The organism is Thalassospira sp. CA1 (assembly GCF_059052855.1).
Window position 1 is genome coordinate 65,411 of record NZ_JBZCIA010000009.1, and the last position, 15,181, is coordinate 80,591.

Consider the following 15,181-nt stretch of genomic DNA (forward strand, 5'->3'; position numbering starts at 1 on the left):
AAAAAGGTGCCCCTGTGCCGGTTGTCGGGCAGGGGCTTCTTTTTGCGTTATTGACCAATATGGTTGCTGGCGCGACACTATCGACTTGATTTCACACCTGTTTGAACGGTGGATGAACCCTGATGAGCGTTTCGCCCTTTGACTCTGCCCTGCTTGGAAATCTGTTCTCCGATCCGGAGATCGCGGCCCTGTTTGATGACCGGGCACAGATTGCATCCATGCTGCTTTTTGAATCGGCCCTTGCCGCGGCCGAGGCGCGCGCAGGTGTGATCCCCGAAAAAAGTGCCACCCGCATTGCCGAAGTCTGCCGTGATTTTACGCCCGATCCGGCAAGCCTTGCGGCGGGAACTGCGAGTGCCGGTGTGCCAGTGCCGGCCCTTGTTAAGGCGCTCAAGGCGGAAATTGGCGGTGACGACGCACGCTATGTCCATTTTGGCGCCACCAGCCAGGATGTGGTTGATAGTGCACTTGTCCTGCAGCTGCGTGATGCGGTTGCGATTATCCGTCGCCGCATTCGCAAAGTGGCCAAGGCGCTGTCAGCCCATGCTGATACCCATCGCACAACGGTGATGATCGGGCGGACGCGTTCCCAACAGGCTGTCCCGACGACCTTTGGCCTCAAGGCTGCCGGATGGCTCGCACCGCTTGTGCGGATTGATCACCGGATTGATAGCTTGTCATCGGATTTGTTGCGGATTTCGTTTGGCGGGGCTGCGGGTACATTGGCCTCGATCGGGGTGAAGGCCGCAGACGTCGAAAGCAATCTTTCCGAAGAACTTGATCTTCCGCTTGCCGATATGCCCTGGCATGCGCAGCGTGACGTCCTTGTTGATTTCGCAAGCCAGTTAACGGCGTTAACCGGCGCGCTTGGCAAGATGGGGCAGGACTTGGTTCTGCTGGCACAGTCCGAAATTGCCGAGGTTCAACCGGGCAAGGGTGGCGGGTCATCGACCATGCCGCATAAATCCAATCCGGTGCAGGCTGAAATGCTGGTGACACTGGCACGTTTCAATGCCGGGCTACTAGGTACCTTTGCCCAGGCGCAATTGCACGATCATGAACGAAGCGGGGTAAGCTGGCTTCTGGAATGGTTGACCTTGCCACAGATCATTACCGCAACCGGTGCGGCACTTGCGCAGGCGGTTGATATGGTGCCGGATCTTAAAATCAATGCAGACCGGATGGCCGAAAACCTTGAACTGTCGCGCGGGGCGATGCTGGCAGAGGCCGCAACATTTGCGCTTGCCGATCACCTTGGCCGCGATGCTGCGGACAAACTGGTCAAAGATGCCATCGCCAAGTCGGCAGAAAACGCATCGAACCTGTTTGATGAATTGCCAAAACTGACCGACGCCCCGGTGGATTGGAATCATGTCCGTAACCCGGCAAACTATGTCGGGCAGTCGGATGTGTTTATCGATCGTGTTTTGGGGGCCGCCAAGCGTGGCTTGCGCGACTAGAGAAAAAGGCTGCCGGATGGCAGCCTTTTTTGTGTGTGGTGCGGTGATTTGGTTCAGCGTGGTGCCCGCAGGCGCTTTTCAACCGCGTAATTGTGGATGGGTACGCCGGCGACTTCGAAATCGCGGCGTTCCACAACGCTAAAGCCCTGTTTAAGCAGAAAGGATTTGGCAAATTCACTGGCCTCGGAATAAAGCTTGCCGATATCCTGTTTGCGCGCGTGCGCTTCAAGCGCGTCGTAAAGCTTTGTCACAATGCCTTTGCCCGCAAAGTCGGGCAGGGCATACAGAAACCCGATATGGCCATCGGCCTCGACATCGCCAAATGCGACAACCTGATCATTGCCATCAACCGCGACAAGACTGAACCGTCCATCTGTCATGATTTCGATAAACCGTTCCGGTGTCGGCAGCAGCTTTGCCCACACAGCAACCTGTTCGGGATTATAGGCGTTGGGGCCGATTTCCGTAACGGAGTGGCGATAAATCTCGACCAAGGCCTTGGCATCACTGTTCGCAAACGGACGAATTGTGATCATTCTTGTGGTCCCCATGCCGTATCAAAGAACTGACATTCAAGATCAGTTGCACGTTTGAAATAGGACAGGCATTCGGCGCGGTCTTTATCTGAAAGTGACGGTCCAACCTGATCCAGTTGGGTATTCAGATAGGCAACCACACTTTCAAAATACACCCCGACATGCAGATCAATCCATTCGGCGTACCAGAAATCATCGGGGCGTTTGGCGATGGCCTTGTTAACCCGATCCGCCCAGCCAAGATAGGTGCCCTCGGCAACGGCCAGAACGGCCAGCATATTGGCGTAACTGTTACTGTCTGTGGCGTCTTTCATAAGTTGCTTGAATGCCGCTGTTGCCGGCCAGTCCGGCATGTTTTCACGTGCATCATCAGATACGCCAAGGGCGGCAAAGGATCGTTCGAAATAGGTGTTTTCTTCGCCCGTGACCAGGGCAAGGAACTGACACCCCGGAATGCGATCCTTCAGGCTTGGTGCACGCGAAACAGCCGCGGCCAGCAGGGCAACAAACCGATCAATAAACCGGTGATCCTGAATAAGGTAGTTTTCAAGATTGGCCTTGGGAAGCGCGGCATCACCCCAGGCATCGGTAAAGACATGGTGGGTTACCGCACGCCATTGATCCGCACAGGATGCCTTCAGCCAATCTGAAAACAAACCGTTCGGATTGGTTTGACGCCATGACGGAAAATTCGGAACGGCCTTTGCGGTGTTACTCATATGTGCGCGTTTCCTGAGGAGCTTGATATCATTTGGGTTTTGAACTTTTGGCATGGTCGCAACCATTGGGCAAGCCACGAAATAGGGCATCCGCCAAAGTACCGATCCGCATGGAGGCGATTGATAAGTATCAAAGTAATCGATTGGATTATAATGTTATAAATCACGCCATCAGAGCTTTTCCCAAGGAGGAAGTTATGGCGAATGTTGGAACCCTGGACCGTGTTGTCCGTGCGATTGCCGGTGTTGTTTTGCTGGCCATTCCGTTTGTTTCGGCCGCGCCCGAAGGTGGCGGCATGGCATATGGCGTTTATGGCTGGGTGATGATTGCTGCCGGTGTTGTCATGTTGGCGACTGCGGCACTGCGTTTCTGCCCGCTTTACATGCTGTTTGGCCTGCGGACCTGTCCGCTTTCCAAATAAGGTAATAGACGGCGTTTGAAACCGGAATATTCCGTTCGATCTGTTGTTGTTTGAACGTTATGCTGGCGTCCGTAGATCTCTGCGGTATGTTCAGGGTCAGGGCTTGTTGATTTTGTTGCAATGGTCTCTCGGGTTTGCGCGGATACGCGAAGCAGAACTGTAGGAAGATTTTTATCTTTCAAAGTTTTGCGACAAAGTAGCCCGTGCAAACCCGAGTGATCCGAAGGACAACCGTTAAGCTTGTGCTACCCAGCGTCAAATCCCTTGCCCGGGGTGCCGCCCCGCGCTTCGGGTTTTTCCTTGTGTTTCACAAGCTTAACGGTTGCCATTACAGTAAAATCAACAAGCCCTGCCCCTGGAACGTGCTGTTGATGCCCGACGTGTGGGCACGGCGACCAGCAACGACGAACGGAATATAAAAATGAAACGCCTGAGTGATGAACTGACTGTATCCCCGCAAATGCCGCTTGCTGCGATTGACGAAATTGCTGCTGCCGGTTTCAAGACCATCATTTGCAACCGCCCGGATGGCGAAGATCCCGCGCAGCCGTCATTTTCCGAAGTCGCCGCCAAGGCCGAGGCTGCCGGTATGAAGGCGATCTTCCAGCCCGTCGCAAGCGGCAATGTGTCGGACGCGGATGCAGATGCTTTTGCAGCCAATTTGGCGGCCGCCGAAAAGCCCATCTTTGCCTATTGCCGCAGTGGTACACGTTGCACCATCCTGTGGTCGCTGGCCAATGCCGGGCAGATGCAGGTCGGCGATATCGTTAAGGTCGCGGCTGAGGCCGGATATGATATGGCGCCGCTGGCACCGCGGATTGCAGCACGCGGCTAAGCCATTTGAATGTGCAGGTTATGCGGTGCGTTGCTGTGCAAAAAACGCAGTGAGCATCGCATAAATTGCACTATTCCTTTTGTGCGTTTCATGACGATATGTCCGCGCATGCTGTATCTGGCATGGTTTTATCAAGTGGCACCGGTATGACGTCAAACGCAGACCAACTTTCCAACATCAGATTTCGACTGGCCAGGAACGAAGATCTCGACGCCCTGTGCGAGATTGAAAACCGGTCCTTTGAAGTCGACCGACTGACCCGGCGTGCCTTCAAACGTTTCGTCGGCAGTGAAACCGCGCGTTTGACCGTGGCGGAAACCACCAAGGACGGGGGCGTTGTTGTTGGCTACGCGCTGGTGATTTTTCGCAGCAACGTCGCACTTGCGCGCCTGTATTCGATGGCGGTGTCACCTGATCAGCGCGGGCAGGGGATTGGCCATGCCCTGATTGAACGGGCCGAAGAACTCAGCCTTGATTTTGGCACACCGATCCTGCGCCTTGAAGTCAGCCAGAAAAACAAGGATGCGATCCGGCTTTTCAAGGCAGTCGGATATCGCGAATTTGCACTTTATCCGGATTATTATCCCGATCATTCGAATGCGCTTCGCATGGAAAAGGTATTGGTCCCCAATGCCATGCATTTGCCATCGCCAATCCATTTCTATCACCAGACCCTGCCATTTACCTGTGGTCCGGCGGCCTTGATGATGGCGATGAATGCGCTGGATCAGGATATCGAACTTGATCGTAATCTTGAGATCGCATTGTGGCGCGAAGCCACCACGATTTTCATGACGTCCGGGCATGGCGGTTGTGGCCCGCTGGGTTTGGCGTTGGCGGCGCACAAGCGCGGCTTTGATGTCGAAGTGCTGAGCAGCCGGGACGGGCCGTTATTTGTTGATACGGTGCGAAAGCCGAAAAACCGCGAAGTGGTCGAACTGGTCCATTACGACTTTGCCCGTCAGGCACTTGATGCCGGTATTTCGGTCACGACCGGCCCGTTTGGCATTGCCGAGATCGAAGAACGCACCAAACAGGGCAAAATGGCCCTGGTCCTGATCAGCCAATACCGCATTTATGGCGATAAAATCCCGCATTGGGTGGTGGTTTCGGGCTTTGATGACCGGTTTGTCTATGTCAGCGATCCCGACATTGGCGAAGACCATGAACCCTATACCGGCAGTGACTGTCTGTCCGTGCCGATCCTGCGTCACGAGTTTGATCTGATGGCACGCTATGGCCGCGATAAACTGCAAGCCGCTGTCTTCATTGACAAAAAGGCCGGGTAAAAACCCGGCCTTTTGCTTTGGTGGAATGCTGCAGAGGCCCTTATGGGCGTGCGATCTTGCCCAGCAAGTGCGCAATGATCCGGCGATACAAATCCATGCCCAGAACCACGTCCTCAACCCCGGCATCGATATTCGGGTTGTCATTGACCTCGATCACCATCGGGCCATGCGGCGTTTCCTTGACATCGACACCATAAAGGCCATCGCCCATCAAACGCGCAGAGGCAAGGGCCGTGGCAACGATGTCCGCAGGGGCGTCTTCGACCGCAAGGGTTTCAAACCCGCCTTCCTCATAGCTTTTGCCATCATCTTCGTGTTTGACGATCTGCCAGTGGCCCGGCGCCATGAAATAGCGGCTGGCAAAGATGGCCTCGCCACCCAGAACGCCAATACGCCAGTCAAAGGTGGTTTCGACATATTCCTGAATGACCAGAAGTTCGGAGTTTTTGAACATTTCGGTCGCGACTTCGTTCAGGTGTTCTGGTGATTTTACCTTGCGCACCCCGCGCGAGAAGCAGCCATCCGGCACCTTCAAAACCGACGGGAAGCTGAATTGCTTTGCGATGTCGGGAATGCGGCGCTTATCGAAAATCGCACTTTTGGGTGCCGGGATACGGTGTGTGCGCAGCAACTCGGCCAAATAGACCTTGTTGGTACAACGCAGCATCGAGTCCGGATCATCAATCACCGGAATGCCTTCCTTTACCGCCCGCTTGGCAAAGCGATAGGTATGGTGATCAAGCGCCGTGGTCTCGCGGATCAAAAGGGCATCAAATTCCGAAAGATGATGGAAATCCTTGGCCGTAATCAGTTCGGCCTTGGCCCCCAGATCGGATGCGGCCTGCACGAAATTGGCAAGGGCCTCCTTGTCTGACGGGGGCAGGACTTCATCCGGGTCATGCAGGATGGCGACAAGGGCGGTCGGCGGGGTGACGTTGCCCTGTTTGCGCACACGCCCGCGCAAATAGGCGCGCAATGCTGCCTCGAACTCGACAAGTTTGTCGTCATCAAGCTGGCTGATCGACGGGGCTTCGATTTCGCGCAAAATTCTACGGTCTTGCTTGTTCAGATGCAGGCGCAGGATCGGGCAGCGGAACTGATCAAAGGCGCGTTCACCAATCTGACGAAACTTCTTGTTGGCGGTCCGCCCGAAATAGACATCGATATGATCCGGCGCCTGATCAGGTGTCTGGCCGGATTTTTCCAGTGCCTCGATGATTTGCGGGCTGAGTTCTGCACGTGCGGTTTTCTGAAGGCGCTTCCAGTTCAGATCCAAAAGAACATCGGCCTCGGGAATGACGCGCTCTGCGCGGGCTGCCGCCAGAAGGCTGCAATAATAACCGCGCGACAGATATTCATAGGACTGGCACAGGTTGATCACACGCCGGTTGCGCACACCGTGATCAAGTGCGAGATAATCGCGCACGCGCATCACGCGTGCCCCCGATACGGCAAAGCGTTGATCCGACAGACGGTCGACCAAAATCAGCGGCGCACCGGTGGCAACAGCCGGGCTGACAGCACTTTCGCCATCATAAAGCGCGTGTTCAAGGCGGATGCCATCACTGCCATCCTCGTAATATCCCGGAAGGTCGGCAATCCGGACATAGCCATGGCGTTCATAAAGGTTGCGTGCGGTTTCGTTGGTGACGCGCACTTCAAGGCGCATGCGCGTGCATCCAGCATCCATCGCCAGATTTTCAAGGCCAGCCAAAAGCTGTGTGCCTAAACCCTTACCGCGCCAGTCTTTTGCAATCGCCAGCGAGTAAATCCGCGCTGTAACCGTATTGGCGCGCAGCAACAACAAGCCATACCCGACAATTTCAGGATGATCGGCATCACCAGCGTCGGCGACAAGAAGGCGCGCGCTGGCCTGACGCAGGAACCGCGAAAAAGAAGCCCGCGAAATCAGGTCGCTTTCGAAATTGCCGCTTTCAAGCGCGCAAAGACCATCAAGGTCGTCGCGCACGGCTGCACGGATGATGACAGTATTGGTCTGGGGCAAAGTCACTGTGCAGCTCTCCTACGATGAGGGTAAATATGTTGCGCTCAACTTCCGGTACGCCCAAAGATCGTTCGTCGCAAGCGCATTTATTGTTCATAGCCATGCCTTTTTTTCATGGATCATGGCACAGGTCACACTCGACCAGCAGGTCCAATAAAAATAAGGTGTTTTCATTGGGCCTGCTGTGAAACATTTAATCATCCTGATCGTTTGCACTTATATAAACAAGAGATCAGAAACAAACAGGTTGGCGTACGTTGCACTGCGTCCGCAAAGCTTTCAAGGGCAAGATGGTTTGAATAAACGCATCCTAGACACATCTCCGATCCTCAGGCGCAGGTTTGCAATCGTTCCGCTTTTACTGGCAGGCTCGATGCTTTCGGCGTGCACCTCGGACGAGGGGCTAAGTGGTGTGCTCGGATTTGGCGACGGTACTGACAGCGAGATTGCGCAAAATGATCTGCAACAAACCATCCCCTATGAAGTCGAAATTGCCGGCATCGATCCCCAGGAAGAAAATCTGATTTCTGCGTTGGATGGGGTCAGTACGGCGCGCCGTTTGCAGTCGCGCCCGACCGCTTCGCGCGCGGGTCTGCAACGCCGTGCCGAAGACGACGTCGAACGGTTTCAGGCTGTTCTGCGATCCAAGGGATTTTACGACGGGCAGATCACATTTGAGATTAATGAAAAGGCCGCCGCAGATACATCTAGCGCGCCAGCCCAAGACGCACCTGAAGCTGGTTCTGAACAAGACCCGGCGGATGGCCAGTCCGGGGATGATGCATTGGCATCAACATCCGAACAGCCGAAACCACTGGTTCTGACCTATAATATCGATGTCGGCACACCCTATCTGATTTCGGCGGTGAACCTTGTGATCACATACCCCGATCGTGTGGTGGAACGCCATGCGACGGATAAGGAACTTGAAAAGACCCGCCTTGAGATCGGGCAGCGCGCGACCGCGGAGCCGATCATTCTGGGCGAACAATACGGTGTCGATATCCTGCGCGAACAGGGTTACCCGCTTGTGGAGGCTGGCAAGCGAACCGTATTGGCCGACACCGCGCAAAAAACCATTACGATCAATTATGCCTTTGAAACCGGGCCGCAGGCCGATTTTGGCAAGATCACCGTCAATGGTGCAGAGGATGTCGATGCCGACTTCATCGCAGGATACCGCAGCTGGCGGTTGGGCGAACAATATCATCCCGATCAGGTGCGCACCACGCGCCGCGATCTGGCGCAAACCAACCTGTTTGACAGTGTGATCGTCAAGGTTGCCGGTCCGGTAAATGACAATGGCGAAATCCCGGTTGAGATCGAAGTGGTTGAACGCAAAATGCGTTCGATCGGCGGTGGGGTGAATTTCTCGACCGCCGATGGTCCGGGTGCCAACGCGTTCTGGGAACATCGCAATCTGTTTGGTGCTGGTGAACGTCTCCGGCTGGGGATTGATGTTTCAAGCCTTGAACAGGGTTTGTCGGCAGAATTCAAAAAGCCGCAGTTTCTTGAACGTCGTCAGTCCTTTGTGGCCGAGGCCAACGCCAAAAACAACGATACTGACGCCTACAAGGGCTCAACCTTGGATAGCTTTGCCGGTATCGAACGGCCGCTTTGGGAAAACTGGACAACCACATTTGGTGTCACTGCGGAATATTCCGACCTGACTGGATCAGACTCCCCGAACGAGGAATTCTATCTTGCCGGGTTGCGGGGCATCTTGCGCCATGACAACACCGACAACCCCCTTGATCCGAGCCGCGGGAACCGTTTTGAAATCAACGTATCGCCCTATATGGGTCTGACCGACAAGGATACCGGTTTCACCACCGTATCGGTCGTCGGGTCGCAATACCTGTCGATTGACGACGAGGGCGACTATGTTCTGGCGGCCCGTGCACGCACCGGTACCATTATCGGCGAGGATCGCGGCAATCTGCCGTCGAACAAACGCTATTATTCCGGTGGTGGTGGCTCCATCCGGGGCTACGAATACCAGAAAGTCGGTCCTCTTGATGCCGATAATGATCCGCTCGGTGGGCGTTCCGTACTGGAAGTCGGCGCCGAATTCCGCGCCCGTGTGACCGAGAGCTTTGGCATCGTGCCATTCATCGAAGGTGGTAACGTGTATGCCAGATCCGAACCCGAAGACATCAGTCTTCTATGGGCTGCCGGTCTTGGCTTCCGTTATTACACCGCGGTCGGGCCGCTGCGTTTTGATGTCGCAGTACCACTTGATAAGCGCGACAACGTTGATGACGATTTTCAATTCTATATCAGTCTGGGGCAGGCATTTTGACCGGGTCTGACACGTCACCACCGAATAATCCCAAACGTTCCGCATCGCGCCGTTCTTCGACAAAGTGGCTGCGCTATGGTGCCTATGGTCTGGGCGGGACAGTGCTTGGACTTGCCGGCCTGATTGCCGTTGCCGGGACCGGTCCGGTATTGCGGATGGCGACCCCGATGATCAACGAGGCCGTATCCGCCGCAACCGACAGCGAATTTGCGCTTGGCCGGATCGAAGGCAGTTTGTGGACTGAATTGACCCTTGATCAGGTGACGATGGATCGCGCCACAGATGGGTTGCATCTTGATATCAATGATATCGAATTTGATTGGTCGCCGATGGCACTTTTGGCTGGTCTGTTGCACATCAATCAGATCAGTCTGGCAACGACCAATGTCATTTTGCCCGACGGCACCTCACCGGAAACGGTCGAGGAAGAGGACCAAGACGGCAGTGGCTTTGCCATGCCGCTGGCGGTTTCGCTTGACGCGCTTGAGCTTGGCGAAATTGCCATTGTTGATCAACTCACCGGTAACAGTTTCCTCTATAGCCTGAATGGGCGGGCAAATGTTGGCACAAACCTGTCTGCGACAGCCTTTCTGGATTTGCAGCCGCGTGATGGCGGTACCGACCGGATAAAACTTGATCTGGATTTTGACGGCCCTGGGCAACAGCTGGCAGCCGAGGTTGATGGGTTGTTGGGGCGCGAAGGGCTTGTCATGACCCTGGCTGGCGTTGATCCGGCCAGCGCAACCGATATCAAGATTGCGCTTAATGGCGATGGTCCGGCCAATGACTGGAAAGGCAAGATTGATCTGTCGGCGGCGGGGTATGCGTCGCTTGTAAGCGACATTGGCGTTCAACTGTCGTCGGATGTTGTTGCCTTTACGCTCGACGGTGCGCTTTCACCGCAAGAACGCATAACCGAACAATTGCCGGCAAGCATGGACAAAGAAGTCGCACTGGGCGTTGGCGGGGCATTTGATCAATCAGAACAGATCCTTTCGTTTGATCGCATTTCGATTGCGATGGCAGATGTGCTGGCGCTGTCTGGCACAACGGAACTTGACCTTGAAGACAACCTGATTGCGGCCGATTTGACGGCCGATATTGATCCTGCAATGTCGGCACTGCTTGACGGTGTCGTTTCATGGGCGGAACTTGGGCTTTCCGTTCAGGCCAATGGTAATCTTTCGATGCCTGGTGTGGCGCTGCGGGTAAATGGCCGTGATGTGAAAACGCCTGTGTCGCGTATCGGCGACATCGCCTTGCAGGCCGATATGGCAGCCCCCGATGACGCGGATGAGCCACTTGACGCAACGGTCGCATTTTCTGCGACCGGCACGGATTGGGATGACCCGGATCTCGGGGCGTTTCTGGGCGCGGCGCAGGACCTGTCATTTGATGCGCGGATGTCGCCGGACTTTGCCGATATTTCGATCCGCAATCTGGCGTTGAACACGCCTGATATGACGCTCCGCGGGCAGGCGGACGTTAACGAAGATTTGGTCGTCACGACATCAAACATCGTGGCCGATGTCCGTGATCTCGCGATTTTTGCGCCGATTTCGGGGCTTGAATTGCGCGGGCAGGGGCAGGTTGCCTTGCCCGGTCTGACCTGGTCAGAGGCCCGTGGTCTGGAAACCGGGATCGAGGTTTCAGCCAGTCAGGCCGGTTTCGGGATTGCCGATCTTGATCGTATCGTCGGGCCCGAGCCGCGTATCACGGGCGATGTGACACTTGCGCCTGATCTTGATCTTAGCGTTGATGTCCGCGCACTTGATACCGCAATGATCGACGGTCCGCTGATGCTTCGTATTACAGAAGCATTCGAGAAGCTGTCGCTTGAAAGCACGCTTGATATTGCATCTGGTGCCGTGCCGCCGGATCTGGGCATCGAAATGGCCCCGGCAAAGCTGATAGCCAGCCTCGAAGGTGACTTGGCGGCACCCCCGGGGACGTTTGAATTAAGTGTTCCAAGTCTTGCTGCTTCGGGTCAGGAATTCTCAGATATCGTGCTGACCAGCCGCATGACGTGGTCAGAACAGGCTGTTTTGTCGCTTGCCAATAAGGGCAACTTCACCTTTGCCAACCGACCATACGAAGTGGCTGCAAATCTTGTTCTGCCTGAAGATGCGCTCCGTGTTGAGCAGATATCTCTCAAAGGGGAACATGTCGCGTTAAGTGGCGATATCGTCTTACCCGACTACAGCATTCCAATGCGCGGTGATGTTGCGCTGTCAAATCTCGATGCCGAATTTCTCGATCAGTTTGGCGTCAGTCTGGTGAACGGAACCCTGACGGCCGATATTGCCCTTCGTCCGGATGGCCAACGCCAAAGCATTACGGCAAACGCATCGGCCAAGGGCCTGCGCATGGCAAGCACAGATGGCACCAATCCGACAATGATCGAGGATGTTGAACTGACCGCGACGATCGGTAATGCGTTTGACGTGCCGGAAATTTCAGCGGAGCTGGATGGCCGTGACATTATTGCCGGATCAATTGCGGTTGACGAGCTTGCCCTTGATCTTGACGGCGGCATGGATGCCCTTGCCATCACGCTGACGAGTTCGGGTCTTTATCAGGGCAATGTTCCGATTTCGACCGACTTGGCCGCTGATCTTTCGCTTGGCAATGATATCGCTGTGAGGGCCAATCGGCTTGAAGCGATCATTGGCGATCAGACGATTGAGCTTCGAAAACCACTGGAACTTGTTTTGCGTGAAAACGGTCGGCAGCAACTCGACGCCGACCTGACCGTTGGCACCGGCCATCTTGTCGCAAGCCTTGATCAGGAAGCCGGGCAAAAATCCATCTCGGGTGAGCTCCACCTTAATGATTTTGATCTTGGTCCGTGGGGGCGTATTTCCGGCTTTGACGGACTGAGCGGCACCGCAAATCTTGATGCGTCCTTGCGTGAAACACGCGGGAAATTGCCAAGTGCACAGGTCAATGGCCGCATTTCCGGCATCACGGCAAAGGCAGTCGCGGGGCTGAAGCCCTTTGAAATGCGGCTTGATATCACGCTTGAGGACGGAAAACTTGCAGGGCAGGCGTCGCTTGGTAATGGCGATGTCGAAGCACTGACAGCCGAAGGCAATGTTCCGCTTGCCATTTCCGTGCTTGAACAGGAATTCAGCCCGGATCTTGCCGCGCCCGTTTCTGCCCGCGTGCGTGTGAACGGACAAATTGCCGAATTCTGGCCTTATGTCCCGGCACCCGATCATCAGATGTCGGGCAAGATCAAACTTGCGCTTGATGTCGCTGGGACGCTTGATGATATCCGTTGGAAAGGGGATGTCGCGCTTGCCAATGGACGATATGAAAACCTTGAGTACGGCACACTCCTTGATCAGATAACGCTTGAGGGCACCTTTGATCAGGCGGGTCTTTCCATTCCGTCCATTACGGCCACGGATGGCGGCAAAGGCACTGTTGATGCATCGGTTGATCTTGATCTGCTAGACGGTGGCGAGATGCGCTATGACGTTTCGGCTGATCTGCGCAATGTTGCCGTATCGCGTAAGGATGAACTGCAATTCTGGGCGGATGTAAAAGCCAGCGTAACCGGATCCCAGTCGGAGGCCGATATCCAAAGCACGGTGTCGGTCCTGCGTGGGGAGGTCGATCTGACCCTGGCCTTGCCGGAATCAGTTCCGACCATCGAGATTGAAAATCTGCCGGACGCTTCGCAGGTCGAAAAGACTGAGGATACACAGGAAGCTGACGACGCCTTTACCGGTAATCTTGATGTCACCGTTGATATCCCTGGGCGCCTGTTTGTGCGCGGTAAGGGACTTGATTCCGAATGGGGTGGTCGCCTTGAGATTTCCGGCACCACCGATGATCCACGCATCACCGGGCAGTTATCGGCCCTGCGCGGGCAGCTTGATGTCATCGGCAAAACATTTGTGATCCGGGATTCTCAGATTACCTTTGCCGGCGCGTCGCCCCCTGATCCGATGCTTGATATCGAAGGCGTCTATACCACCGAAGACCTCGTCGTGACCGCAGGCTTCCAGGGGCCGTCAAGCGATCCGGAACTGGTGTTGTCGTCCAATCCTTCCCTGCCAGAAGACGAAATCCTGTCTCAGGTCCTGTTTGGCAAATCCCAAGGCAGCCTGTCGGCAGTCGAGGCCGTGCAACTGGCAAGTGCCCTCAACGAACTTTCTGGCGGTGGTAGTGGCCTTGATGTGGTTGGCAGCATCCGGCGCTTTATCGGTGCAGATGTTCTGCGCGTCGGTGGCGGCGAAGACGGGCCGGAGGTCAAGGTCGGCAAATACCTGACAGAGGGGGTCTATGTCGGCACCAAGGCCGGGTCAACGCCGGGGTCAAGCGGCGTCGAAGTCGAAATCGAAGTCACGCCAAATATCAGTGTCACCAGCGAAAGCACAGAAATAGATAGCAAGGCTGGCGTTCAGTTCAGGCTTGATTACTAAGGCCATAGAAAGCTTAGTCGCCGATGGGTTGGTGCCCGGTTGGGGGATTGACCGTCAGCAGCGACGAGCGAATGCGTCGCAGCTTTTCCTTGGCCTGATCGGGCATGCGTCGTGCCACAGCCGTCGCAATCACATCAATTGTCGCCAGAAATGCATGGCGTGTGGCGGTTGGTTTATAAATGTCGGGGTTTTCCGGCATATTGATTGATATGACCAGATCACTTTCCGCGGCAAGCGGGCTGTCAGGGTTGGTCAAAGAGATGACCTTGGCGCCATATTGGCGGGCAATGGCAGCGGAATGGATGATTTCCGTCGGGCGACCACTGGTGGAGATCGCGAATATCACGTCCTCTGCGCCAAAGGTCGAGGCCAACATGCGCTGCAAATAGCCGTCACTTTGCGATTGCGCCGGAATTCCCAGCCGGAAAAAGCGGTTTGCCGCATCAAACGCCACAGTGGTCGATCCACCCCCAACCCCGAAAAACGCCACCTGACGTGCCTTGACCAGAATGTCGGCCGCCTGGTCAATTTGATCAGACGATAACTGATCGCGCAGCAGACGCAGGTTATCAATGATTACGCCCAGCACATGGTTTGACAGAACATCTGCGGCGGTTGTGTCGTCTGAAATGTCTTCGGATGTCAGATACTGAATGCTGACCGCAAGGTTTTGCGCCAATCGGATTTTAAAATCGCGAAATCCGTCACACCCCAGTGTGCGGCAAAAACGAATGACGGTGGGTTCGCTGACGCCGACATTTTTCGCCAAATCGGACAGGGCGATGGTTGTGACATCTTCCAGATGTGCGCTGACATAGTCCGCGACCAGTTGTTCGCGGTTCGGGAATTTGCCCGACTGGCTGCGCAGCAGGCTGATGATGTCGGCGGTTTGTTGCATGGAATCGACCTGATCCGTCTATCTGGTTTGGTGTGTCAAAACCGACACCTTATTGGGAACTAACATTATTTCCGTTTGCAGGCGATAGCCACAATTTCAATTTAAGCGTCATGTCAGTACCCCGCACACGTGTTTTCTCACATCAAATATCATCGTTTTGCCCGACATTAACCCGGTCGAAATCGACCATGTAGTTATTCAATGCACGAGACGGCGAAGTTGCGGTTTCGGGCTTTGGGGCGTTGGGATACTGGGTGCCTTAATCCTTGATCCAATTGGCGA

10 protein-coding genes are annotated in these 15,181 nt (G+C 55.1%); 6 read left to right on the top strand and 4 right to left on the bottom strand.

Annotated features, from left to right (window positions below):
* The first annotated feature begins 122 nt into the window (after positions 1-122).
* Positions 123-1,460 carry a 3-carboxy-cis,cis-muconate cycloisomerase gene (gene pcaB / locus AC5Q5A_RS15085; protein WP_493895782.1) on the top strand — a complete coding sequence of 446 codons (1,338 nt, stop codon included), beginning with the start codon at positions 123-125 and terminating at the stop codon, positions 1,458-1,460.
* Positions 1,461-1,513: 53 nt separating this feature from the next.
* Here pcaB and AC5Q5A_RS15090 read toward each other — a convergent pair whose 3' ends face one another.
* Entirely contained in the window at positions 1,514-1,996 is a 483-nt protein-coding gene (locus tag AC5Q5A_RS15090) for a GNAT family N-acetyltransferase (RefSeq protein ID WP_493895783.1), read from the bottom strand.
* Positions 1,993-2,715, bottom strand: coding sequence for a TenA family protein (locus tag AC5Q5A_RS15095; protein ID WP_493895784.1), 723 nt, complete (start codon positions 2,713-2,715; stop codon positions 1,993-1,995). Before AC5Q5A_RS15095 ends, AC5Q5A_RS15090 begins: the two co-directional genes overlap by 4 nt.
* Before the next feature lie 197 nt (positions 2,716-2,912).
* On the opposite strand from AC5Q5A_RS15095, the gene AC5Q5A_RS15100 reads away from it, so the two are divergent.
* The 3 genes from AC5Q5A_RS15100 (at position 2,913) to AC5Q5A_RS15110 (ending at position 5,261) form a co-directional block, all read left to right on the top strand.
* On the top strand, positions 2,913-3,137 hold the full coding sequence (locus AC5Q5A_RS15100) for a YgaP family membrane protein (protein WP_120225922.1): 225 nt from the start codon (positions 2,913-2,915) through the stop codon (positions 3,135-3,137).
* A gap of 421 nt (positions 3,138-3,558) precedes the next feature.
* Positions 3,559-3,972 (top strand): protein tyrosine phosphatase family protein, encoded by a 414-nt coding sequence (locus AC5Q5A_RS15105; RefSeq protein ID WP_493895785.1) that lies wholly within the window; start codon positions 3,559-3,561, stop codon positions 3,970-3,972.
* A gap of 146 nt (positions 3,973-4,118) precedes the next feature.
* The gene (locus AC5Q5A_RS15110) at positions 4,119-5,261 is read left to right on the top strand and encodes a peptidase C39 family protein (RefSeq protein ID WP_493895786.1); all 1,143 of its coding nucleotides are present in this window, start codon (positions 4,119-4,121) and stop codon (positions 5,259-5,261) included.
* 40 nt (positions 5,262-5,301) lie between these two features.
* On the opposite strand, the gene AC5Q5A_RS15115 is transcribed toward AC5Q5A_RS15110, so the two are convergent.
* The gene (locus AC5Q5A_RS15115) at positions 5,302-7,272 is read right to left on the bottom strand and encodes a GNAT family N-acetyltransferase (RefSeq protein ID WP_336232821.1); all 1,971 of its coding nucleotides are present in this window, start codon (positions 7,270-7,272) and stop codon (positions 5,302-5,304) included.
* A 367-nt stretch (positions 7,273-7,639) separates the two neighbouring features.
* Between AC5Q5A_RS15115 and AC5Q5A_RS15120 the strand changes: the two genes are divergently transcribed.
* Both AC5Q5A_RS15120 and AC5Q5A_RS15125 read left to right on the top strand, forming a co-directional pair.
* Positions 7,640-9,568, top strand: a complete 1,929-nt coding sequence (locus tag AC5Q5A_RS15120) for an autotransporter assembly complex protein TamA (RefSeq protein ID WP_493895787.1) — start codon at positions 7,640-7,642, stop codon at positions 9,566-9,568.
* Complete coding sequence (locus AC5Q5A_RS15125) at positions 9,565-14,001, top strand: translocation/assembly module TamB domain-containing protein (RefSeq protein ID WP_493895788.1); 4,437 nt, start codon at positions 9,565-9,567, stop codon at positions 13,999-14,001. The genes AC5Q5A_RS15120 and AC5Q5A_RS15125 overlap by 4 nt, the downstream gene beginning before the upstream one ends.
* 13 nt (positions 14,002-14,014) lie before the next feature.
* Here AC5Q5A_RS15125 and AC5Q5A_RS15130 read toward each other — a convergent pair whose 3' ends face one another.
* Positions 14,015-14,899, bottom strand: a complete 885-nt coding sequence (locus AC5Q5A_RS15130) for a MurR/RpiR family transcriptional regulator (RefSeq protein ID WP_008891882.1) — start codon at positions 14,897-14,899, stop codon at positions 14,015-14,017.
* Positions 14,900-15,181 lie beyond the last annotated feature (282 nt).

Excerpts from the sequence above, each read along its gene's own strand:
- pcaB (WP_493895782.1), top strand. The coding sequence starts at position 123 with ATGAGCGTTTCGCCCTTTGACTCTGCCCTGCTTGGAAATCTGTTCTCC.
- AC5Q5A_RS15090 (WP_493895783.1), bottom strand. The coding sequence starts at position 1,996 with ATGATCACAATTCGTCCGTTTGCGAACAGTGATGCCAAGGCCTTGGTC.
- AC5Q5A_RS15095 (WP_493895784.1), bottom strand. The coding sequence starts at position 2,715 with ATGAGTAACACCGCAAAGGCCGTTCCGAATTTTCCGTCATGGCGTCAA.
- AC5Q5A_RS15100 (WP_120225922.1), top strand. The coding sequence starts at position 2,913 with ATGGCGAATGTTGGAACCCTGGACCGTGTTGTCCGTGCGATTGCCGGT.
- AC5Q5A_RS15105 (WP_493895785.1), top strand. The coding sequence starts at position 3,559 with ATGAAACGCCTGAGTGATGAACTGACTGTATCCCCGCAAATGCCGCTT.
- AC5Q5A_RS15110 (WP_493895786.1), top strand. The coding sequence starts at position 4,119 with ATGACGTCAAACGCAGACCAACTTTCCAACATCAGATTTCGACTGGCC.
- AC5Q5A_RS15120 (WP_493895787.1), top strand. The coding sequence starts at position 7,640 with ATGCTTTCGGCGTGCACCTCGGACGAGGGGCTAAGTGGTGTGCTCGGA.
- AC5Q5A_RS15130 (WP_008891882.1), bottom strand. The coding sequence starts at position 14,899 with ATGCAACAAACCGCCGACATCATCAGCCTGCTGCGCAGCCAGTCGGGC.